This window comes from Methylomonas sp. (assembly GCF_023228165.1).
In the GTDB taxonomy this organism is placed as follows: Bacteria; Pseudomonadota; Gammaproteobacteria; order Methylococcales; family Methylomonadaceae; genus Methylomonas.
In genome coordinates this window covers 54,154-75,747 of the sequence record NZ_JALOBS010000001.1, presented here as the reverse complement: position 1 = coordinate 75,747, position 21,594 = coordinate 54,154, and the positions used below count along the sequence as shown (strand labels likewise).

At 52.6% G+C, this 21,594-nt stretch carries 19 protein-coding genes and 1 pseudogene; 15 read left to right on the top strand and 5 right to left on the bottom strand.

Going from position 1 to position 21,594, the window contains the following annotated elements:
• The first annotated feature begins 129 nt into the window (after positions 1–129).
• A complete protein-coding gene (locus M0R33_RS00355) occupies positions 130–2,280 on the top strand; it encodes an adenosylcobalamin-dependent ribonucleoside-diphosphate reductase (RefSeq protein WP_292563362.1) in 2,151 nt (716 codons plus the stop codon).
• A gap of 104 nt (positions 2,281–2,384) precedes the next feature.
• Positions 2,385–3,065, top strand: a complete 681-nt coding sequence (locus M0R33_RS00350; protein ID WP_292563360.1) for an NrdJb — start codon at positions 2,385–2,387, stop codon at positions 3,063–3,065.
• Positions 3,066–3,394: 329 nt separating this feature from the next.
• On the opposite strand, the gene M0R33_RS00345 is transcribed toward M0R33_RS00350, so the two are convergent.
• Positions 3,395–3,745, bottom strand: a complete 351-nt coding sequence (locus M0R33_RS00345; RefSeq protein WP_292563357.1) for a hypothetical protein — start codon at positions 3,743–3,745, stop codon at positions 3,395–3,397.
• 209 nt (positions 3,746–3,954) lie between these two features.
• On the opposite strand from M0R33_RS00345, the gene M0R33_RS00340 reads away from it, so the two are divergent.
• The 7 genes from M0R33_RS00340 to M0R33_RS00310 all read left to right on the top strand — a co-directional run bounded on the left by M0R33_RS00340 (position 3,955) and on the right by M0R33_RS00310 (position 13,082).
• Positions 3,955–4,320, top strand: a complete 366-nt coding sequence (locus tag M0R33_RS00340) for an EthD family reductase (RefSeq protein ID WP_292563354.1) — start codon at positions 3,955–3,957, stop codon at positions 4,318–4,320.
• An 89-nt stretch (positions 4,321–4,409) separates the two neighbouring features.
• Positions 4,410–4,763, top strand: coding sequence for a DUF167 family protein (locus M0R33_RS00335; RefSeq protein ID WP_292563351.1), 354 nt, complete (start codon positions 4,410–4,412; stop codon positions 4,761–4,763).
• 30 nt (positions 4,764–4,793) lie between these two features.
• Positions 4,794–5,441: an HAD-IA family hydrolase gene (locus M0R33_RS00330; protein ID WP_292563348.1), complete on the top strand. Its 648-nt coding sequence runs from the start codon at positions 4,794–4,796 to the stop codon at positions 5,439–5,441.
• Between the two features lie 100 nt (positions 5,442–5,541).
• Positions 5,542–9,153: a hydantoinase B/oxoprolinase family protein gene (locus M0R33_RS00325; RefSeq protein WP_292563345.1), complete on the top strand. Its 3,612-nt coding sequence runs from the start codon at positions 5,542–5,544 to the stop codon at positions 9,151–9,153.
• A gap of 29 nt (positions 9,154–9,182) precedes the next feature.
• On the top strand, positions 9,183–9,662 hold the full coding sequence (locus M0R33_RS00320; protein WP_292563343.1) for a GNAT family N-acetyltransferase: 480 nt from the start codon (positions 9,183–9,185) through the stop codon (positions 9,660–9,662).
• 409 nt (positions 9,663–10,071) lie between these two features.
• Entirely contained in the window at positions 10,072–11,211 is a 1,140-nt protein-coding gene (locus tag M0R33_RS00315) for an FIST C-terminal domain-containing protein (RefSeq protein WP_292563340.1), read from the top strand.
• Complete coding sequence (locus M0R33_RS00310) at positions 11,208–13,082, top strand: EAL domain-containing protein (RefSeq protein WP_292563338.1); 1,875 nt, start codon at positions 11,208–11,210, stop codon at positions 13,080–13,082. Before M0R33_RS00315 ends, M0R33_RS00310 begins: the two co-directional genes overlap by 4 nt.
• 346 nt (positions 13,083–13,428) lie before the next feature.
• Here M0R33_RS00310 and cysW read toward each other — a convergent pair.
• From cysW to M0R33_RS00295, 3 genes and pseudogenes are all read right to left on the bottom strand, one after another.
• A pseudogene (cysW, locus tag M0R33_RS00305) lies at positions 13,429–13,671 on the bottom strand (sulfate/thiosulfate ABC transporter permease CysW); the annotation flags it as partial.
• Positions 13,672–13,883: 212 nt separating this feature from the next.
• Positions 13,884–15,413: an alginate export family protein gene (locus M0R33_RS00300; protein ID WP_292563336.1), complete on the bottom strand. Its 1,530-nt coding sequence runs from the start codon at positions 15,411–15,413 to the stop codon at positions 13,884–13,886.
• A 101-nt stretch (positions 15,414–15,514) separates the two neighbouring features.
• The gene (locus M0R33_RS00295) at positions 15,515–15,685 is read right to left on the bottom strand and encodes a YezD family protein (RefSeq protein WP_292563334.1); all 171 of its coding nucleotides are present in this window, start codon (positions 15,683–15,685) and stop codon (positions 15,515–15,517) included.
• 571 nt (positions 15,686–16,256) lie between these two features.
• Here M0R33_RS00295 and M0R33_RS00290 point away from each other — a divergent pair.
• The gene (locus M0R33_RS00290) at positions 16,257–16,673 is read left to right on the top strand and encodes a hypothetical protein (protein WP_292563332.1); all 417 of its coding nucleotides are present in this window, start codon (positions 16,257–16,259) and stop codon (positions 16,671–16,673) included.
• Between the two features lie 110 nt (positions 16,674–16,783).
• Entirely contained in the window at positions 16,784–17,395 is a 612-nt protein-coding gene (locus M0R33_RS00285) for an Hsp20/alpha crystallin family protein (protein ID WP_292563329.1), read from the top strand.
• 138 nt (positions 17,396–17,533) lie between these two features.
• On the opposite strand, the gene M0R33_RS00280 is transcribed toward M0R33_RS00285, so the two are convergent.
• On the bottom strand, positions 17,534–17,725 hold the full coding sequence (locus tag M0R33_RS00280; protein ID WP_292563327.1) for a hypothetical protein: 192 nt from the start codon (positions 17,723–17,725) through the stop codon (positions 17,534–17,536).
• Positions 17,726–18,238: 513 nt separating this feature from the next.
• Here M0R33_RS00280 and M0R33_RS00275 point away from each other — a divergent pair.
• Genes M0R33_RS00275 through M0R33_RS00260 form a run of 4 tightly spaced genes read left to right on the top strand, consistent with a single transcriptional unit; the run spans position 18,239 to position 21,511 of the window.
• Positions 18,239–19,165, top strand: a complete 927-nt coding sequence (locus M0R33_RS00275; protein WP_292563324.1) for a branched-chain amino acid transaminase — start codon at positions 18,239–18,241, stop codon at positions 19,163–19,165.
• Positions 19,166–20,164: a lipopolysaccharide heptosyltransferase II gene (gene waaF, locus M0R33_RS00270; RefSeq protein WP_292563322.1), complete on the top strand. Its 999-nt coding sequence runs from the start codon at positions 19,166–19,168 to the stop codon at positions 20,162–20,164.
• A 3-nt stretch (positions 20,165–20,167) separates the two neighbouring features.
• Positions 20,168–21,166 carry a lipopolysaccharide heptosyltransferase I gene (gene waaC, locus M0R33_RS00265; protein ID WP_292563319.1) on the top strand — a complete coding sequence of 333 codons (999 nt, stop codon included), beginning with the start codon at positions 20,168–20,170 and terminating at the stop codon, positions 21,164–21,166.
• 54 nt (positions 21,167–21,220) lie between these two features.
• Positions 21,221–21,511 carry a cupin domain-containing protein gene (locus M0R33_RS00260; RefSeq protein ID WP_292563316.1) on the top strand — a complete coding sequence of 97 codons (291 nt, stop codon included), beginning with the start codon at positions 21,221–21,223 and terminating at the stop codon, positions 21,509–21,511.
• Positions 21,512–21,594: the final 83 nt, after the last annotated feature.

Here is a 21,594-nt window from a genome sequence, read left to right as displayed (position 1 = left end):
ATATGCAGTATTTTAGGCTGTTGTGGTGTCTTTCGCTTTAAACCAATTGCACATCAAGATGTTAGGCCGTTCTTGTAAACAGTTGCTGCAATTGAACCGTAAAACACATCAGACAAAGGGAACCCATACATGACAGCAAAACTTCAAGTTGTGACGCCAATCAATGCCGAAATTCCACTACAAAGCGCTTCGCTGGACATCTGGGATAGCAAATATCGCTTAAAGACCAAGGACGGTACCGCTATCGACGCCACGATAGACGATACCTATAAACGGGTGGCCAAGGCCTTGTCCGAAGTCGAAAAAACCAAGGCCTTGCAGGAAAAGCATTACAAGGAATTTTTGTGGGCGCTGCGCAAGGGTGTGATTCCGGCCGGCCGGATTACCTCCAATGCCGGCGCGTTGGATCATAAGCCCGCCACGTCCACCATCAATTGCACGGTGTCCGGTATCATCGAAGATTCCATGGACGACATCCTGGCCAAAGTGCATGAAGCCGGTCTGACCCTAAAAGCCGGTTGCGGTATCGGTTACGAATTTTCCACCCTGCGCCCCAAGGATGCCTATGTGTCCGGTGCTGGTGCCTATACTTCCGGCCCGCTGTCGTTCATGGATATTTACGACAAGATGTGTTTTACCGTGTCTTCGGCGGGTGGTCGGCGTGGCGCGCAAATGGCCACTTTCGACGTGGCACATCCGGACGTGGTGGATTTTATCCGCGCCAAACGCGAAAACGGTCGCTTGCGCCAGTTCAACCTGTCTTTACTGATCACCAGCGAATTCGTCGAAGCGGTGAAAAACGACAGCCCCTGGCCGCTGTCGTTTCCAATTACCGAACGCGAATGCAGCACCGATCAAATCGATCTGACCGACACTAGCAAAGTGGTGTGGCGCGATTTGCCTAACAAAAAAGGCTATGTGGTCAACGAAGCCGGCCTGGTGGCTTGCCGAATCAGCAAAACGATGCCGGCCCGCCGCTTGTGGGACATCATCATGTCTTCCACTTACGATTACGCCGAACCCGGTTTCATCCTGATCGACAAAGTTAACGAGATGAATAATAACTGGTTTTGCGAACACATCCGCGCCACCAATCCTTGCGGTGAACAACCCTTGCCGCCCTACGGCAGCTGCCTGCTGGGTTCGATCAATCTGACTCGCTTCGTGGAAAAACCGTTCGGCAAGGACGCCCGTTTCGATTGGGAAAACTACCGTAAAACCATCCGTATCTTTACCCGCATGCTGGACAACGTGGTGGAAATCAACGGCTTGCCGCTGGAGAAACAGCGCCAGGAAATCACCGGCAAACGTCGCCACGGCATGGGTTACCTGGGTTTGGGCTCCACCATCACCATGTTGGGTTTGAAATACGGCAACGACGAATCGCTGCAATTTACCGAGCAAGTCACCAAGGAACTGGCGCTGGAAGGCTGGAAAGCCGGCCTGGAACTGGCCAAGGAAAAAGGCCCCGCGCCCATCATGGAGCAATTGTTTACCGTCAGCGGCGAAATGCTGTACAAACGCCCGGAAATGAAAGCCGACGGCTACAAACTGGGTGATCAGCTGCCAGGCAAGGTGCTGCACGCCAAATACAGCCGCTATATGCAAAAAATCGCCCAGGAACTGCCGGAATTGGTGGAGGAGCTGGCCGAAGTGGGCTGCCGGTTTACCCACCACAGTTCCATCGCCCCCACCGGTACGATTTCCTTGTCCTTGGCCAACAATGCCAGTAACGGCATCGAACCCAGCTTTGCCCACCACTATTCGCGCAACGTGATCCGCGAAGGCAAAAAATCCAAGGAAAAAATCGATGTGTTTTCCTTCGAGCTGCTGGCCTACCGCGAGTTGGTTAATCCGCAAGCCATGCCGTACAGCGAAGACCCCAGCCAACACTTGCCCGATTACTTTATAGCCGCCGACGATGTTACTCCCAAGCAGCACGTCGATATTCAGGCCGCCGCGCAACGCTGGATCGATTCATCGATCTCCAAAACCGCCAACGTGCCGACCGATTATCCCTATGAAGACTTCAAGTCCATCTACGAATACGCCTACGACCAAGGCCTGAAAGGCTGCACCACCTTCCGCTTTAATCCGGAAGTATTCCAAGGTGTGTTGGTGAAAGAATCCGACCTGGAAAACACCACCTATCAGTTCACCCTGGAAGACGGCCATGTGGTGGAACTGAAAGGTAACGAAGACGTGGAATACGACGGCGAAGTCCACAGCGCCGCCAACTTGTTCGACGCCCTGAAAGAAGGCTATTACGGCAAGTTTTGATAAAAAAAATGTAGGTTGGGTTAGCCGATAGGCGTAACCCAACACGAAGGCCATCAATGTTGGGATACGCTTCGCTAGCCCAACTTACAGATTACGGAATACCCATGACCCTACACAAAATCAGCAAAAAAATCGTCGGCTACAAAGTGCTGACCAACGACAACACCGAAACGGCGCCCGCGGTAGCGGAAAAACCCTCGTTGGAGGAAATGCACGAAAACGTCGAGCGGCCGGAAGTGCTGCTGGGTTCTACCTATAAAATCAAAACCCCGCAATCCGAACACGCCTTGTACATCACCATCAACGACATGGTGTTAAACCTGGGCACCGCCCACGAAGAGCGCCGGCCCTACGAAATCTTCATCAACTCCAAAAACATGGAGCATTTTCAGTGGGTGTTGGCCCTGACCCGAGTTATCTCGGCGGTGTTCCGTAAAGGTGGCGACGCCACCTTCCTGGTGGAAGAAATGAAAGCGGTATTCGACCCGCGCGGCGGCTACTTCAAAAAAGGCGGGGTGTTCATGCCGTCGCTGGTAGCGGAAATCGGCTCCGCCATCGAAACCCACATGAAACACATCGGCATGATTAAACCGGAGAAACTCAGCGACCATCACCAACAGTTTTTGGCCGAAAAACGCGCCGAATTCGAAGCCCAGCACGGCGAATCGGACAGTTCGGCATTTCCGGAGCAGGCGGTGTTGTGCAACAAGTGTTCCACCAAGGCGATGGTGTTGATGGATGGGTGCATGACTTGTTTGAATTGTGGCGAGTCGAAATGTGGGTGATGGTAGGGCGGAAAAGTGTGCGCCTTCCGCCGGTTGACATTTAAAAAATTGGCGCATGACGCTATCGCTTATGCGCCCTACAGTTCTTCTTTTCCTCGTTCCCACGCGCTGCGTGGGAACGTCTGAACGCGGCTTAGTCCGGTAGGTCAGGTTGCGCGATAGCGTTACCTGACATTTTTGTGTTAATTGCCATATAACCGCTATCGCGGCAATTTTGCCTACGATTCATGCAGCAGCCGGATAGGGTGGGCACGTTTTTTTGCCCACGCGGATTGAAAAGCTTGCATGAATATTGTTTCGCTATTGCGACACCACCATAGCGATAAAGCTTATGCACTCAGGCCATAAATCCGCCTAACTGTCATGTAAAACCACATCGGCCTGCTCAATATGATGATGAAGGCGAGTGCCGGTGTGATCGGCACGGGTATAATGTCGATAACGAACAGCGTCAATAAGCCGATAAAGCTTTTGATTCGGGTTTTCCGCGTTTGCGCCGAGGTGATAAAGTCGGCGTTTTTGGGATGGTTATAGAGGCGGCCGACCAGCACGCTAAACCATTCCGGTCGCCTCCATACCAGGTACATGCCGATCAGACAGCCTGGAGAAATCGGGCCGAAACCGATCAGTGCAAAAATCGAAAAGACGGACAGGCATTTGAGTTGGGCGGTGTTGATCATAATTTGATGGCCGGCGGTGTTGACGGTTGGTAAAGACTAGCAGGAATCGCTGATTGTATGTGCTTGGGGTGTTGTTGAAGCGGCATTATTCTCAATCAAAACGCTGCTCGACAGCTTGTTTCAATCCGTTTCGCCGCGAGCTTCAATTGCGAAACTGTGCGACTGACACTATCTGACCGTCACCGGCATATATAGCTGAGCAGGTTAAAATGCCACACCACCGAAAAAACGGCTTTTTACTTGAGGTATCCATGATCAGAATCAGTATTCTTTACCCGAATAAGCCGGGCGGCAGGTTCGATTTTGCTTATTATGTCGACACGCATATGCCGAGGTCTATCGAATGCTTGGCCGCTCATCAGGGCTTTAAAGGGGTTTCGGTGGAACAAGGCGTCGGTGGTGCCGAGCCGGGAAGCGAAGCCGCTTTTATAGCCATGTGCCATTTTCTGTTTGAGTCGGTTGAAGACTTTATGGCTGCATTTTTGCCGCATGCCGGCGAACTGCAAAGCGATATGCCGAACTACACTGATATAGAGCCCGTGATTCAAATCAACCAGGTGCTTATTTGTCGGTAGCCGGGTGGCCAAAGCTTCATGCTCACCCGGCTACAAACTTGGCATCGAAATAAAAAAACCAACATTTCCGTAATTGAATATTCATCCGCATGGCAAAGGCGAAAAAATCAAAGGTTAAGGAATCAGGCAAGGGCATGCCGATTGATGCATTTTGCGCCTGGGATGGCGACATCTTGGTACTGAATATTCTCGGTACGCCGAGTGCAAAGCAGGATGTGATAGGCAAGCCTAAAGGTAATCAACTCAAGATCAGCGTCACCGCCGCGCCGGAAAACGGCAAAGCCACCGATCACATGGTGCGTTTTCTGGCCAAACAGTTTCGAGTGGCGGTTAACGATATCGAAGTGGTGTTCGGTCGCTTTAATATCAATAAACAACTACGCATTAAGGCGCCCAAACAACTGCCGACGGTGATCAGCAAGCAACTAGCCGCAGAAGATTGACCCTTGTAAGGCGATCGGACAATCAGAGACATGCGGGATATTTGTATCATTTTTGATTTGGACGGTACGCTGGTCGATAGCGAGAGTTTATGTAATCAAGCCTTTCTCGATCTGTTGCCGCAACTGGATGACAGGCTGGTCACGTTGGTTCAACGTTATCGCGGCCATAAATTGGCAACAATACTGGCCGATCTTGAGCAACGCCTTGGGTTTAAACTGCCGGGCGGTTTTGAACGGGATTACCGCCAGCGGGTCGCGGAGCTGTTTTCTAAACACTTACAACCCATGCCGGGCGTGCCGGAGATGCTGGAAATACTTCAGGGCGCGAAATGCGTGGCATCCAGCGGGCCGACGGCCAAAATTCAACTGGCCTTGCAAGTCAGCGGTTTGGATGCCTACTTTAACGGTTGTATCTTCAGTTCGTATGAGGTCGGCAGCTGGAAGCCGGAACCCGGCCTATTCCGGTTTGCGGCCCGAAGCATGGGTTTCCGGCCCGCGCAATGCGCGGTAGTGGAAGACAGCGAAGTGGGTGTCCAGGCCGCGCTTGCTGCCGGAATGGCCGCATTTCACTATCAAGCGGGCGATACGCCGGTTTGCCGTAAGGGAAACAGCAGAGTATTTGAACATATGTCACAGCTTCCGCCGTTATTGCTTGAATTTGCCGCGGGTGATCGCTAGGTCCCCGCACATTGACATATAATCTGCAGCGCATTACGCCAACATCTCTTTCGAGGGGTGTTTAACGGTTCACCTACCCCATTTCATACAAATTTTTTTCATGTCAGGCTGGCAATTCTGGATCGATAGAGGCGGTACGTTTACCGATATTGTGGCTTATACGCCGGAAGGCCGCATCGTCACCCGTAAGTTGCTGTCGGAAAATCCCGAACACTATCAAGACGCGGCCCTACAAGGTATACGGGAGATTCTGCAGACCGGGCCCGAAGGCTTATCCGCCTGTATAGACAGTGTCAAGATGGGCACCACGGTCGGTACCAATGCTTTGTTGGAAGGTAAGGGCGAGGCGGTGGCGCTGCTGATCAATCGCGGTTTCAAGGATTGTTTACGGATCGGCTATCAGAACCGGCCGGATATTTTTGCGCTGAATATCCAGCGCCCGCAGCCGCTGTATCAACGCGTGCTTGAAATCGATGTGCGGGTCAGCGCGCAGGGTGAGGTATTACAAGCGCTGGATGCGGAATATGTGCGACAGCAGTTGCAGGCCGTTTACCGGCAAGGCATACGTGCAATTGCAATCGTGCTGATGCACGCCTGGCGTTATCCACAGCACGAACTGGTCGTGGCCGACGTGGCCAGGGAGATCGGTTTCCGGCAAATTTCCCTGTCCCATCAGGCCAGCCCGCTGCCGAAAATCGTCGGCAGGGGCGATACCACGGTGCTGGACGCTTATCTATCGCCTTTATTGCGACGTTATATCCGCCAATTGCAGCAGGGGTTGGCGACGATCTGTCCGGCCAGTCGTTTGCTGTTCATGCAATCCAACGGCGGGCTGGTGCGGGCCGCCGATTTTCAAGGCAAGGACAGCATATTGTCCGGCCCGGCCGGTGGCATGATAGGCGCGGTGGCAGTGGCCAAACGGGCCGGGTTGCAAAAAATCATCGCCTTCGACATGGGCGGCACCTCCACCGATGTGGCCCATTATGCCGGCGAACTGGAGCGCACGCTGGATACCGAAGTGGCCGGGGTGCGTATCCGCACGCCGATGATGGCCATACATACCGTCGCCGCCGGCGGCGGCTCGATTCTGTGTTTCGACGGTTTTCGCTACCGGGTCGGCCCCGAATCGGCGGGCGCTAATCCGGGGCCGGCCTGTTATCGGCGCGGTGGCCCGTTGACGGTGACCGATGCCAATTTGCTGCTTGGCAAGTTGCCGCATTTCCCGGCCGTATTCGGTGCGGACGGCCATTTACCGCCCGACGCGGAACGGGTGCGGCAACTGTTCGGCGATCTGGCCGCGCGGATTAACGGCGTCAGCGGCGATGGCCGCAGCGCGGAGCAAGTCGCGGAAGGTTTTTTGAGCATAGCTATCGAAAACATGGCCGAAGCGATCAAGAAAATCTCGGTGCAAAAAGGCTATCACTTGGCCGAATACGCCTTGTGTTGTTACGGCGCCGCCGGTGGCCAGCACGCGTGTTTATTGGCGGATAGATTGGGCATGAATACCATATTGCTGCATCCGCTGGCGGGAGTGCTGTCCGCTTACGGCATGGGGTTGGCGGATTTTCGGGTGGTCAAACAGCAGGCGCTTGAACAGTCCTGGGAGGAAAGCGATTTTGTCGCGCTGAAACAGCAGTGGTCGGTATTGGAGCGGCAAGGCCGGGCGGCCTTACGCGAACAAGGCTTGGCGGATGAACAGATCGGCAGCCGGTGGCGGCTGGATTTGCGCTACCAGGGTACCGACACCGCGCTAACGCTGGATTTTGCCGAACCGGAGCTGATACGCAGCCAGTTCGAAGCCCGGTATCGCCGGCAATTCGGCTTTTGCTTTGCCCGCCGACCGTTGTTATTAGCGGCCTTGGAAGTCGAGTGCATCGGACGGGAAACACCGGTTGCGGATGTGTCCGCCATCGCCAGCGAGCAGCCAAGCCTGCAAGCCGAAAGCATCACAGGCATCTTTAGTCAAAATGCCTGGCACCAATCGCCGGTGTATCGCCGGGAAAATTTATCCACGCAAGCGCCGTTGGCGGGCCCGGCCATTGTGCTTGAAGCCACTTCGACCATCGTCATCGAACCCGGCTGGCAGGCACAATTGCAAATTGGCGGCGAGTTGCTGTTGACGCGCCGTATTGGCTTACCCGGCTGGCAAACCGTCGGTAGCCAACGCGATCCGGTGTTGCTGGAAATCTTTAACAGGCGCTTTATGTCGGTAGCCGAACAAATGGGTTTTGTGCTGCAAAACACCGCGCACTCGGTAAATATCAAGGAGCGGCTGGATTTTTCCTGCGCGGTATTCGATGCGGGCGGGCAGCTGATCGCCAACGCCCCGCATATTCCGGTGCATTTAGGCTCCATGGGCGAAAGCGTCAAGGCCTTGCTAGCGCTGAAAGGCCGCGATTTTCAGACCGGCGAGGCTTATTTGTCGAATTCGCCTTACGCCGGCGGCACCCATTTACCCGACATTACCGTGGTGACGCCGGTGTTTGACGCTGACGGCGGGCAATTGCTATTTTTTGTGGCTTCACGCGGTCACCATGCCGACATCGGCGGCATTTCGCCGGGCTCCATGCCGGCCAACAGCCGGCATATCGACGACGAAGGGGTGATCAGCGCCGGCTTGCGGATATTGGAACAAGGCCAATTCCAGGAACAGGCGGTCAGACAATGGCTGACCAGCAACCCGAATCCGGCCCGCAATCCGGGGCAGAATCTGGCTGATCTGCAAGCACAAATCGCCGCCAACCAAAAAGGCCTGCAGGAGTTATCGGCCATGGTCGCGACGTATTCCTTGCCGGTGGTAAAGGCCTATATGCAACATGTGCAGGATCATGCCGAAGCTTGCGTACGGGCATTATTGATCCGGCTGGAAGCAGGGCGCTTCGAATACCCGATGGATCAGGGCGCGAACATCGTGGTGGCGGTCAGCATAGACCGCGAGCAGTGCTGCGCCCGCATCGATTTCAGCGGTACCTCGCCGCAAATGCCCGGCAATTTTAACGCCCCGGCGGCAGTGTGCCGGGCGGCGGTGTTGTATGTGTTTAGAAGCTTGCTGGACGACGATATTCCATTGAATGCCGGCTGTTTAAAGCCGTTGGAGATCGTCATTCCGCCCGGATGCCTGCTCAATCCGGATTATCCGGCGGCAGTGGTGGCCGGCAACGTGGAGACCTCGCAATACATCGTCGACGCCTTGTACGGGGCCTTGGGCGTGCTGGCCGCTTCGCAGGGCAGCATGAACAACTTTACCTTCGGCAATGCGCGCTTCCAATATTACGAGACCATTTGCGGCGGGGCAGGGGCCGGCCTTGGTTTTAACGGTGCCGATGCCATCCACACCCACATGACCAATTCGCGCATCACCGACCCGGAAATACTGGAAGCCCGTTTTCCGGTGCTGTTGCGGGAATTTTCGATACGTACCGGCAGTGGCGGCGCAGGGCAGTATAAAGGCGGCGACGGGGTTATCAGACGCATCGAGTTTCGCGAAGCCATGCGGGCCGGCATCCTGTCCAGCCATCGATTACTGCCGCCCTTCGGTTTAAAAGGCGCAGCCGCCGGCGGATTAGGCGCGAATCGGCTGATTCGCCAAGACGGCCGCTGCGAACAACTGGCCGGCTGCGCCGAAATTCAGGTGGAAGCCGGCGACACTATCGTGATCGAAACGCCGGGCGGCGGCGGTTACGGCCAGTGCCAAAACGGCGACGTATTCTGAAACTGACACAGCCATTTCAATAAGCAAATATGAATACGCAATTCACCATTCAGCGTGCAAGCGAGACGGATGCCGGAGAAATTGCAGTCATGGTCGGTGAACTGCTTACAGAAATCATGCGGCGGATCGACGTGCGGGCCTTCAACTTTGATCTGCCGGCAACCGTCGCCCGGCTGCGGGATTTTCTGGCAAAACAGCACTACGTGGTGTTTGTCGCTTACGACGGCTTGCACAATGCAGTGGGCTTCGTGGCCTTGTATGAAAGTTATGCGCTGTATGCGGAAGGCGCTTTCGGCACCATACCGGAGCTGTATGTGCGTCCGGCTTATCGGTCCAGGCAGGTCGGCTTCAAGCTGATTTCGCGGGCCAAGGCATTTGGTGCGACTAAAGGTTGGAAGCGGTTGGAGGTGACTACGCCGCCGCTGCCGCAATTCGACAGGACCTTGGGGTTTTATCGGCGCGAGGGCTTTAGCATTAGCGGCGGCCGTAAGTTAAAACTGGATTTATAGGTTAGGCCTTTTTGGGAGTGTGCCATAAACGAATTCAGCGCCTATGGCCGAACGGAAATCGCGGGCAGCAGGTAAACTCATCGCGCCGGTAAAAGCATCAAAACAGACGTAGGGTGGGCAACGCTTTTCTGCCCACCGGTTATAAGCTGTTGTTGCTATTCGGTGTGGACACATAAATCGTGCCCAACGGGCTGATACATGAATCAGCGCTAAGTTTTTGAAGGATTTCCGTATATCATCTCTAACCTCGGATGGCTAGGCAATAAGCTGATCGGACACCGGTCAAGCGCCCTCCAAGGTCCTCGTTCGGCTATATCTCTATGAAAATGCAGTGTTTTACATTTGGCGGATTGCTGGATATCCTTACGCTATGGTTTACAGAACGGGGTGATGAATGGGCTGCGCGGGCATGATTTATTTTTCCTCTATCGACAAGCTTAAAATCGAGGCCCTGCTGCTGAATTGGCGGACGGAGTTCCCGAATATGGGGGTTCTCGCCATGGTTCCGGAAGCCGAAAAAAGCCAAGTACTCAAATTGCAAGCCCTGTGCCGCCGTCATCAAATCCCACTCTGCGGAGCGATTTTTCCACAATTGATTTACGGCAACGAATTTCACTGTAGCGGTATTTGCCTGTTACGTTTCGACATCATGCCCTACGTGGCACTGCACACCGGGGTGCTCGACGATACGCTTGCATCCGCGCAGGCCATTGCTTTGGGCGTTAGTCCCGAATTGATCGATGACATTCCTGCCACGCTGTTTTTGCTGCTGGACGGACTGCTACCTCATATTAGTACGCTGCTGGACGAACTATACCTGCGGCTGGCCAACCGGGTGCATTACGCCGGCGTAAATGCGGGCAGCGAGAGCTTTCAAGCGATGCCGTGCCTGTTCGATAGCTACCGCCTGGTGGGAAACGCCGTGTTGGTGATCTTGCTCAAGCCGCATCGGGGCGCGGTTCTGGAGCATGGTTACCAAACCCAGGCTCAGTCCTTGCACGCCACTTCGACGGATGGTAACCGCATTATTCATATCGATTGGCGGCCGGCGTTCGAGGTGTATCAGGAATTGGTGCGTGCGGAGTTCGGGGTGGATATCACCCGGGAAAATTTTTATAGCTACGCAGTGCATTTCCCGTTCGGCATACTGCGGGCCAACCATTGCACCCTGGTGCGTATTCCGGTGATGTTGGATGAGGACAACGCACTATTTTGCATAGGCGAAGTACCGGCCCATTCCATGTTGACTTTACTGGCGGCACCTCGGGTCGATTCAGTGAACACCGTGGAGACTTTGCAACAGGGTTTGACTGAGTTGCGGGGTAATCCGGAGGCCAATGGCGTGCTGTTGTTTTATTGCGCCGGTCGCCGGCAGCATATGGGCCAGGCAGCCGCTGTCGAAGAACTGCGTCTGTTCAGCGAAGTGACCCGGCCCGCCGCCGTGGCCGGCGCACTCGCCTTGGGTGAGATCGGCAAGTCGACGCTATGGGGTTATCCTTTATTTCAAAATGCCACCTTGGTGACGGCCGACTGGGAAATTGGCCAATGAATCGCGACGAAATCATCCCGATACTTTATGAAATGGCGTTGGCGATAGGCGGCGAAGTCAGTGTGGCATCGCTGTTGAGCCGCACCTTGCAACGATTGCTGTATTACACGTCTTTTCCCGCCGGGTTTATTTGCCTGGATCTGCCGGTTGCCGAAGTTGGCGGCGAGGATTTTGTCACTACGACGCTGGACGCAGCGGTCGGCGATTATCGATTAATCAAGCATGTCGGCGAACAATTTACCTTACCCAAGCAATTACTTTTGGGGCCGGCGGTAAAACTGGATGGCCAAGCCGAGCTGCTGTCCTGCATGCCGGCGACCCGAGGTCGTTACCAGGCTTTTCTGCGGTTGCCGATAGGGAAATTGGGCGTGATTATTTTGATCGCGCCCCGAATGCCCGAAACCGGCTTGCCGCTGACGCTGATGTTTGAACCGATCATGTCGCACCTGGAACGGGCCATTGTGCTGTGCCGTAACAACGATCAATACACCTCGCGGTTGATTGCGGACAGGCAGCAGGCGGATACGCGGGCCGAATATCTTGCGCTTCATGACGGGTTGACGGGTTTACCCAATCGTGGGTTATTGCTGGACCGTATCCAACAAGCCATGGCGATGGGCACCCACACCGGCCAATACGGCGCCTTAATGACGCTGAATGTCGATCATTTTAAGCAACTCAATGATTATTACGGCTACCAGGCCTGCGACCGATTTCTGATCGATACGGCAAGAAGACTGGAAGCCTGTATTCGCGAGGGCGATACCGTGGCACGTTACGACGGGGACGAATTCATGCTGTTGATTTGGCCGTTGCCGTCCATCCGGGACGAGGCGGCCATTCAGGCCGAACAGATCGCTCAAAAACTACAGCAAGCGCTGACGCCGCCGTATCGGTTAAATGGACGCGAGCGTTCGGCCTCATTCAGTATTGGGATCAGCTTATTCCTGGCACACTTGGATACCCTGGAAACCTTGTTAAGACATGCCGAAACCTCGGTGTATCAGGCCAAGATCGCCGGGCGAAATACCATTCGTTTTTTCGATCCGGCGCTACAGTCCGTCATCATGACCCGGCTGGAGTTGGAGGCCGATTTGCTGCGCGCCATGCCATTAAAGGAATTTCAGCTGTATTACCAATTGCAAGCCGACGACCTGGGTCACATTACCGGTGCCGAGGTCTTACTCCGCTGGCAGCATCCCAAGCGTGGGCAAGTATCGCCCGGCGTCTTCATACCTTTGGCTGAGGAAACAGGAGCGATTATCGAAATCGGCGATTGGGTGATGCAAATGGCCTGCGAGCAACTGCGCAGCTGGCAAACCCATCCGCATATGCGCCAATTGCAATTGGCCGTGAATGTCAGTGCGGTACAATTCCACCAACAGGACTTTACCGCCAAGGTTTGCCGCTTAATGGCCAGGTATGACGATATCGCCTCGTTGTTGAAATTGGAACTCACTGAAAGCGTCATGCTGGTTGGCGCGGAAGACGTCATTGAAAAAATTCAGATATTGAAGAACTTGGGCCTACGCTTCTCGATGGACGATTTCGGCACAGGCTACTCGTCATTAGCGTACCTAAAACGTTTGCCACTGGATCAACTTAAAATCGACCAAAGTTTTGTGCGCGATATTACCAGCGATCCCAGCGCAGCGGTGATCATTCAAACCATCATCGGTATGGCGCAAAATCTTGGATTGGAAGTGATCGCCGAAGGTCTGGAAACCAAGGAGCAACTGGCTTTGCTGTTGCAGTACGGTTGTCGCCATTATCAAGGTTACTTACTGAGCCGACCGGTGCCGGTCGATCAGTTCGAGGCCGTATTCGAGCAAGGCCCTCTGCCTTTATCCATTAAACAGGCACTGACGTAAAATTGCATTACAACAAAGCCCTGCGCCTCCCTTGGTTGCCTCGTTGGCGGAATGATTTTGTGCCGATGATCCCGCAGCCGTGTCGATTCTGCGTAGCCATAGGCGATTATTCTTCGCAATTATCCTTATCACTGCGAGTAGCCAACAATAATTTCGCGGCGGGTCTATTTCGTTGACCACCGTTTGATTATTGTTCCAAACACCTTAAAACGCTTTGCAATAAACAGGAAGATTCTTATACAGGAGACCCAAAATAAAACTATTCGACTTGCCAGGGTTGACCTTTTCAGCGCATCGTCGATGTACCCAAACAGCTGATTTGGCGCGCCTGGACGGAACCGCTGCATGACCCTGTTTCCTGTATCAACGCGATTAATTTCCGCGCCACGAAGGGAAGGGTGACGAACAACGTCGCCCGGATAATACCCGGCACCGCGAAGATGATTTTGATGTCATGCTCGGCAAGCCAGGGCCCTAGTCAGCCATGTGCGCCGAAAATCAACACATAAATCAGACCGGCAATTATCGGCGATACCGAAAACGGCAAATCAAGCAACGTGACAAACGGGCTTTTGCCGCGAAACTCAAACCGGCGGCAAACGCCGATCCGCCCTTGGCAAGGCTTCGATCGGCAGCAGCGTCAGCGGTAAAAGTAAAAACAAGGTCATGACCAACACACTGATAGTCACCAGCCCAATACGCACCCAGGCCGGATCGTTGAGAGCAGCCTGCGGTTGTTGGTGATTATTTAGCGATACTGCTTTGTCAGGTCAGCGCGCCCAGGCGTGGCGTTATCTTGGTTTATTGATATTTCGGCTTGCCACCACCAAAGGCGTTCAACGAGACTTCAACGTAAAAGAAGTTACCGGGTTCGCTGCTAAACGGACCGTTGGCGGTGTTACCTTTGTCGAAAGACTTTGTGTAAGCACCGGGCGTAAAGCGGGCATAGCTCAGGCTCCAATCCACATAAGGGTTGAGCTGATGCCGCAAACGGATATCGAATTCATGCCCCAGAAAACTACCGCTCTGACCGGTTCTGTCACGCAGGTTGGCCCGACTCCAGCCGCCGGTTTCGCTTTGCAGCCAATAGGCGTTGTAACCCATGTCGATACGTAGCTCTTTGTACGGGGTAAACTCCAGGCGTGCCTTAGGCGCATGAATGTTGTCCCAGGAGAAATAATCGTTACGCGACCAGGGTTGATTGAAACCATAAAAGGTATCCAGACGCTGATTGATGTTGTCGCCGGGGTTTTTGTCGCCGCTGCCATAGCCGTAATACAAACTGGCGCGCGGTTTCCAGTCCTGATTGAAGCTGTAGCCGGTTTCCAGCGAGTAGGCCAGGGCATCATGCTGTTCCATGACCTGCACCGATTTGCCGGCAACGATTTTCGTGGCGCCTTTGCGGCCGAATTGCTTGTTGATATTAGCGTCGAAATCAAAATCGCTGTTGCCGAAGACGCCGTACACCCGCAAACCCGGCGCGTAGATAGCCTGGTCATTGACCCGATTCAGCGCCACCGGATTGTAAGGGTCGCCAGCGACCTTGCGGCCCAGAAAGTAGGGCTGGATGGTGATGAAGTCAGACCATTGTTTCAAACTTAAAATGCCGCCGTAAAACCAGGTGTTTTCATCCGGACGGTCGAAAGCGTATTTCAACCGCTCAACGGGTTGCAGGGCAAAGGTATCCAAATCCCAGTTATTCTGCTTTTTGCCGAAACGGACCCTGAAGCCTTCGAAGTTATTGGTGGTGTTGCGAAATTGGTTGTTGCCAATGAAACGCCGGTCCAATTGTTCGAAAGCCATCCTGCCGGCCCGAATGCTGAGCGGCCGGTTATGCCCCAAAGCCTGATTGAAATACCATTCGGCATAGCCTTGGATCAGTTCAAACTCATTGATATCGGCATCGGTTTTTTCGTAAATCCCGCTATAACTGCGAGCATCTTCGAATTCCAGCGCAAACCGCAACGGGTCCAGAATATCTTTGACACCCAAGTAAGCGCGGGTGCGCAGCAACCAGAGATTATCCGGATCATTACGATAGCTATTCAAGGTCGCCCCGCTGGTTGGATCATTACGCCGGCGCAGATCGTTTTCCCGGTACTCATAACGGGTACGAAAATCCAGACCTACATCCAGCCATTCCACATCGCGGAATTGTTCAAACTGGGTGTTGCTGAGGTTACGCACATAAGCCGGCGGATCGGAATCCGGCTCGACACGATAGCCTTTGGTTTTGCGGTAATAGTCTTCGGCAGCGGCAAGCTGCGGTAATATTAGCAATGCGCTTGCCAACCGGGTTTTGCTATTAAAGCTAAAAACATGCCGTTTCATGGCTGATTTCTCCCGTGAAAATTAAAGTAATTAAGTGCTTCTAATCACCCTAACTTCCGGCGGTCCGGTCAGCTTAGGCTTAAGTTTGCAAGGCTTGACGCCTAGTGATTCAGTCTAAATTTTTCGTGTTTCTCGATTTGCACCACACGACCGTCATGCACGACCAGTTCGATCGAGCCAAAGCGAATATCCCTCAGCAACGATTCGATAAGCTGCGCGATATTCTGACTCTGCGCTAATTTAAATAAATCGCCCCCCTCCGCATCTGTCATATTGGGCTCCGTGAAAATTGAAAATGGTTTTAACCGTGTTGCGTTTGGGGGGGCATGGTAACGAAAACATCCGTACAGATAAAATGTTAAGTTTCGATGAGTTTATCGAATTAATAAATATGTCTATAGGCGATAACGGCCTCTATTAATTTGATAAAGCGGATCATTGAAACCTTATCGAAATGAACCCGAACTCAAATAATGGCAATATCACCACGGGTATGGCTGCTATAGCCGGGATTTTCAGCATAATGCATTCCGAATGTTAACCGCGGACAGCAGACTTGAGCGCTCATTTCAGTGTAGCGGACAAGATTGTTCGTTATGGCTCATAAAACCGATATAAGCAGATGTTTTGTAAGCTTGGCATCAATACTTTGACCATGCTCATGCACTGTACGGCTCACTCCGGGTGTGTTTGGCTCAGCGAGTAATTTTAAAATACCAGTGAATTCAAACAGTAATACGCAATACGTTGGTGGATTACACCGGTGCTGCCTTAATGACCTACCGGCTAAGGTATTGGAATAGGTATTGCTTGTCTTAGTTGGGGTTTAATAAAGAGATTACTATGACATTGCATATTTCATCGATGATTCCGGATCGCGCTCTTGACGAGAGTACGCTATTCAAAGCCATTACAAAAGTCGCTATCGATTGGGCCGGGTTTATGAATCAACCGATTCAAAACAAACTGCCTATTTTGAATATCGTTTTTTTGTTACCCAGCCGGCTGGAAAAAGCCGATTTTGAAGGATTACGGTTACATTCTTTCGAAAAAGATACTCAGACGCTGAGAATAGAAGCGGCGGTGCCCGCAAAAATGCTGGAATCGGCGCATGCCGAGCGTTACGTAATAGCCATCTTATTGGATGCCATTGATGCAGCCGGCGAGTTTTTTACCGAACAGCGCATATTGTTCGATGCGCCGGCCCATTTGGCTTTAGTGGCAGCGATGCAACCCCAGCAGCAAAACGCCATACATTAATCGGCAGCGTTTCGTTCTGTTAGATTTTCACCTATCGAATCGATAAAATGCGCTGAACAAACTCTCCTTGGTCTTGTCGTATGGGCGGCATTGATTTGGGAGGATTTATAATGAAAAACAATACCTTTGCAGTAATAGCAACTGTGTTAGTCGTCATTCTAGGTATTCAAGCTTATATGCTGTACCACTTAAATGCGCGGGTCGATCAACTCGCATCGCAAAATCAATCAATTAAAGCTTCTCCAGGCACCCGGCCGAATATACCTAAGCCGCTGACACCAAAGCCATTGCCCCAAGAGGATTTCTTAAATAGCCAGCCATGGAATCCTTATGAAGAGATGCAGCGTATGCAGGATGAAGTGGAAAAAATGTTCGGTGAGTCGTTTTCGCGCTTCCATTTAAACGCACCGCTAGGAAGCTTAAGCAAAACACCCGAGGTCGATCTGCAGGATAAGGCCGACCATTATCGGGTGACCGTGAACGCGCCGGGCGCCGATGAAGCGTCGATAGTTGTAAAACTCGACGGGCAATTATTGAATATCACGATTAAAACCGAGCAGGGCAAGCAACAGGATGATGACAAAAACGACAGCTACCGATATCGGGAACGCTTTGTAGGCGAGTTTCATCGGCTGTTGACATTGCCGGGGCCGGTTGATTCGGAGCGGATGCAAACGGAATACCGTAACGGTGTGTTAACCGTTACCATCCCCAAAAAGTAACTACTGTCGTCGATTTCGTGGCAGGGTAGAGAAGGCGACGACAGTACAGCCGGGTGCAGCGTTGGAGAATAGGCGGCCCGTGGCATTGAATCACATACCACGGATTTAAGTGACTTGCGGTGCGAGAACGATGGCAGCTTAGGTTTTGTTTTCCCGTTTGTCTTTTAAGTCATAAGAAGTGGCTAATTTGATCACCACCACGCCGCCATAGGTCACAGCAATAAACAGCAAGGTAGCCAATACGAATTCTGCTGGTAGGAAGCTGAGCAGACCGAGAATAAATAAAAAACCCAAGGCGAGTTTTCTATACAGCTTGTTTGGTTTCTTCATTTTACCGCCTAGACTGATTTCAGTCGCTTGAGTGAGTGCGGCTCAACTATAAACTGTTATATTTTATTTACAATATGTTGTTATATTGATTATTTATGTCGATTTAAGAAACAATAAATAGCAACACTTGCCCATATTTTGCATATGAGCTTATTGCTCAATAGTCGCAAGTAATGTTCACAGCGCTTACGGCAATATTGCACCTCCGGTTACCCTTGAGGTTAACCGGTTTTAAGTTCGGCAAACATGCCAAATAATTACCCATATCCACAAAAAGACGCTGTTGCGTTGAACGCACCCCCTCATTCATTACCACTTAGCTGGCGTATTCCAAAAGTCAGGTCAACTTCAGTAGGGAAGAAAAGCTGAAATATTCCGGATCAGCAGGGAGATCCAGCTAAACCAGTCGATTTTCTATTTATTGTCTTCAACGGCGCTATAGTACAATTCTCACTCTGGCCGCGGCTGAAAATTACTAATTACACCCTCACACAAGATACACAGGTTCAAATGATGAAAACGATGGATGACAGAGACGGTTGGATATGGTTAGACGGGCAGTGGGTTGAATGGCGCGAAGCCAAAGTCCACGTGCTAACCCATACCCTGCATTATGGCTGTGGCGTGTTTGAGGGTTTACGGGCCTATAAAACCGACAATGGCACTGCCATTTTCAAGCTGGCCGAACATACCGATCGATTGTATCGTTCCGCGCATATCATGAACATGAAAATGCCGTTTTCCAAGGAGGAGTTAAATCAGGCGCATAGGGATGCGGTGGCCAAAAACAACCTGGATAGCGCGTATATCCGCAGCATGGTGTTCTTCGGCTCCGAAGGCATGGGCTTGCGAGCCGATAATTTGAAAGTACATGTCATGGTGGCTGCCTGGACATGGGGCGCCTATCTGGGGGCCGAGAATATGGAAAAAGGTATCCGTATTCGTACCTCGTCCTATACCCGTAATCACGTCAACAGCACCATGTGTAAAGCCAAGGCCAACGGCAATTACATCAACTCTATTCTGGCCCTGCAGGAAGCCTTATCGACCGGTTACGACGAAGCGTTACTGCTGGATCATGAAGGCTATTGCGCCGAAGGCAGTGGCGAGAATTTATTTATCGTTCGCAACGGCAAGTTATATACACCGGAAACCACTTCGGCGCTGGAAGGCATTACTCGCGATACCTTGATCACCATCGCTCGTGAACAAGGCTATGAAGTGATTGAAAAACGTATTACCCGTGACGAAGTCTACGTGGCCGACGAAGCCTTCTTTACCGGCTCCGCGGCTGAAGTCACGCCTATTCGTCAGTACGACAATCGCGATATCGGTACCGGTAGTCGCGGTCCAATCACCGAAAAACTGCAAACCCTGTATTTCGATTATGTGCACGGTCGCCTCGCCGACCACAAAGACTGGCTGACACTCGTTTCATAAGTGGCAAAGCCGTTTAACATCCTGGTCATCGGCCCATCCTGGGTCGGTGACATGGTCATGGCGCAAAGCCTTTTCAGCGTACTCAAACAACAACATCCCGGCTGTCGGATCGACGTGTTGGCGCCGGCTTGGTCGTTGCAGTTGTTGCAACGGATGCCGCAAGTCCATCAAGCTATCGCCATGCCTTTCGGACACGGCCAATTCGATCTGCCGGGGCGTGTTCGTATCGGCCGCGGCCTTCGGAACCATCAATATGATCAGGCGCTGGTGTTACCCAATTCCTGGAAGTCGGCGCTGATCCCTTTTTTTGCCGGCATTCCTAAACGAACCGGCTACATAGGCGAAATGCGCTGGGGCTTATTGAATGATGCCCGCAAGCTCGATAAAAGCCGTCTGACCATGACCGTGCAGCGTTTCGTGGCGCTGGCAGACCCTGGTATATTGGAATATCCCTTTCCCCGTTTGGCGATCAGCCCGGCACAGCAACAAGCGGTTGCCGCAAAATTCGCCGTCAATAACGATGCGAAAATTCTGGCGCTGTGTCCCGGAGCGGAATACGGCCCCGCCAAACGCTGGCCCAGCGAGCATTTTGCCGCGGTTGCCAGCCACATGCATCAACACGGCTGGCAAGTCTGGTTGTTGGGTTCGGATAAAGATAAACCGGTCGCTGAACAAATCGATTCATTGTCCGGGCAGGTTTGCCGGAATTTTTCCGGCTCGACCAATCTAGCCGAAGCCGTGGATTTGATGTCGCTGGCCGATGTGGTGGTTAGTAACGATTCGGGCTTAATGCATGTGGCGGCGGCGCTGGATAAAAAACTCATTGCGCTGTACGGTTCCTCGGACCCTGGGTTTACGCCGCCGTTACACCAGGATGCCGAAATTATCACCCTGAAGCTGGCATGCTCGCCCTGTTTCAAGCGCGAATGCCCATTAGGCCACACCCGCTGTTTAACCGACATCGCACCGGAACGCGTGATTGCGGCCATTCCTACCTAAGCCATGAATATCGCCATCGTCAAATTGTCCGCGATGGGCGACATCGTGCATGCCATGGTGGCCTTGCAGTTTATCAACGAAGCGTTGCCCGACGCACGGATCGATTGGGTGGTGGAGCAAGGCTTTGCCGGGGTGCTGGCCGATAATCCGCATATCGAGCGTGTGCTGCCGGTCAATTTAAAAGCCTTAAAGACCGACAAAACCTTGTTGTTTCGCGAGTTTGCCAACATCAGACGCTACGCGCAACAGCATTACGATCTGGTGATCGACGCCCAGGGTTTGATCAAGTCGGCCATCGTCGCGCGCCTGCTGTCAGCGCACACAGTCGGTTTCGATAAACATTCCATCCGCGAAAAATGGGCCGCCAGTCTTTATGCAAAAGCGATAGCCTGTCCCTACGATGCCAATACCATAGACAGAAACGTTACCGTATTGACCCGTCCGTTGGGCATAAAGGTGACGCCGCAACAGATTTTGGCTAAAAAGCCTTTTCTGTATTACAAGCCCGCCGAAGCCGGCCTGGATACTTTGTTTGCTGCGGACAAACCCAATATTCTGTTGGTGATAGGTTCGACCTGGTCCAGCCGTAATTACCCCGCCGAGAATATTTTACAGGTCATGCAAGGTTTGCCGGCCAATTATCTGATCTGCTGGGGTGACAAACAGGAATTGCAGCGTGCCCGATGGCTGGCCGAGCACAGCGACGCAACGGTATTGCCCAGGCTAAGTTTGAACGATTTAAAAGCCGTCATCGCCCGGGTGGATTTATTGATAGGCAATGACACCGGGCCCACTCACATGGCTTGGGGTTTGAATCGGCCGTCGATTACTTTGTTTGGCCCGACCCCGGTAAGCCGGGTTTATCAGACCAATATCAACCGCGTGTTGAAATCACCCTCCGTGGTAAACCCGTTCAAGCTGAATAAAAACGATTTTTCCATCGCCGAGATTCCACCCCGGGCTGTCATCGATGTGGCGAATTCCTTGCTTATGCATGGTTAAGCCTTACGCGGAATGCTAAAATCACCGCTTCAAAAACTTTGCTAATTTAACGACATGAGCCAAATTAAAATTGAACATAACCCCAGCGAAGCGCGCTTGCAGGAACTGGGCGTTTCAGGTTGGGAGATTTGGGAAAAAGAAGTCTCCAAATTTCCCCTCGATTTCGATGAAACCGAATGCGCCTATGTACTGGACGGTGAAATTCTGGTCACACCCGCCGGTGGTGAGCCGGTTCGGATTTTGCCGGGTGATTTGGTCGTGTTTCCGGCCGGTCTGGATAGCCAATGGGAAGTGGTTAAACCGCTACGCAAGCATTACAGCTACGATTTTCCGGACGGTATTTAATTACCCAACACGTACTAAAAAGGCAACCTAGGTTGCCTTTTTTTCTATTGAGACTGAGTCGATTGAGATCGAGCCGCAGGCAT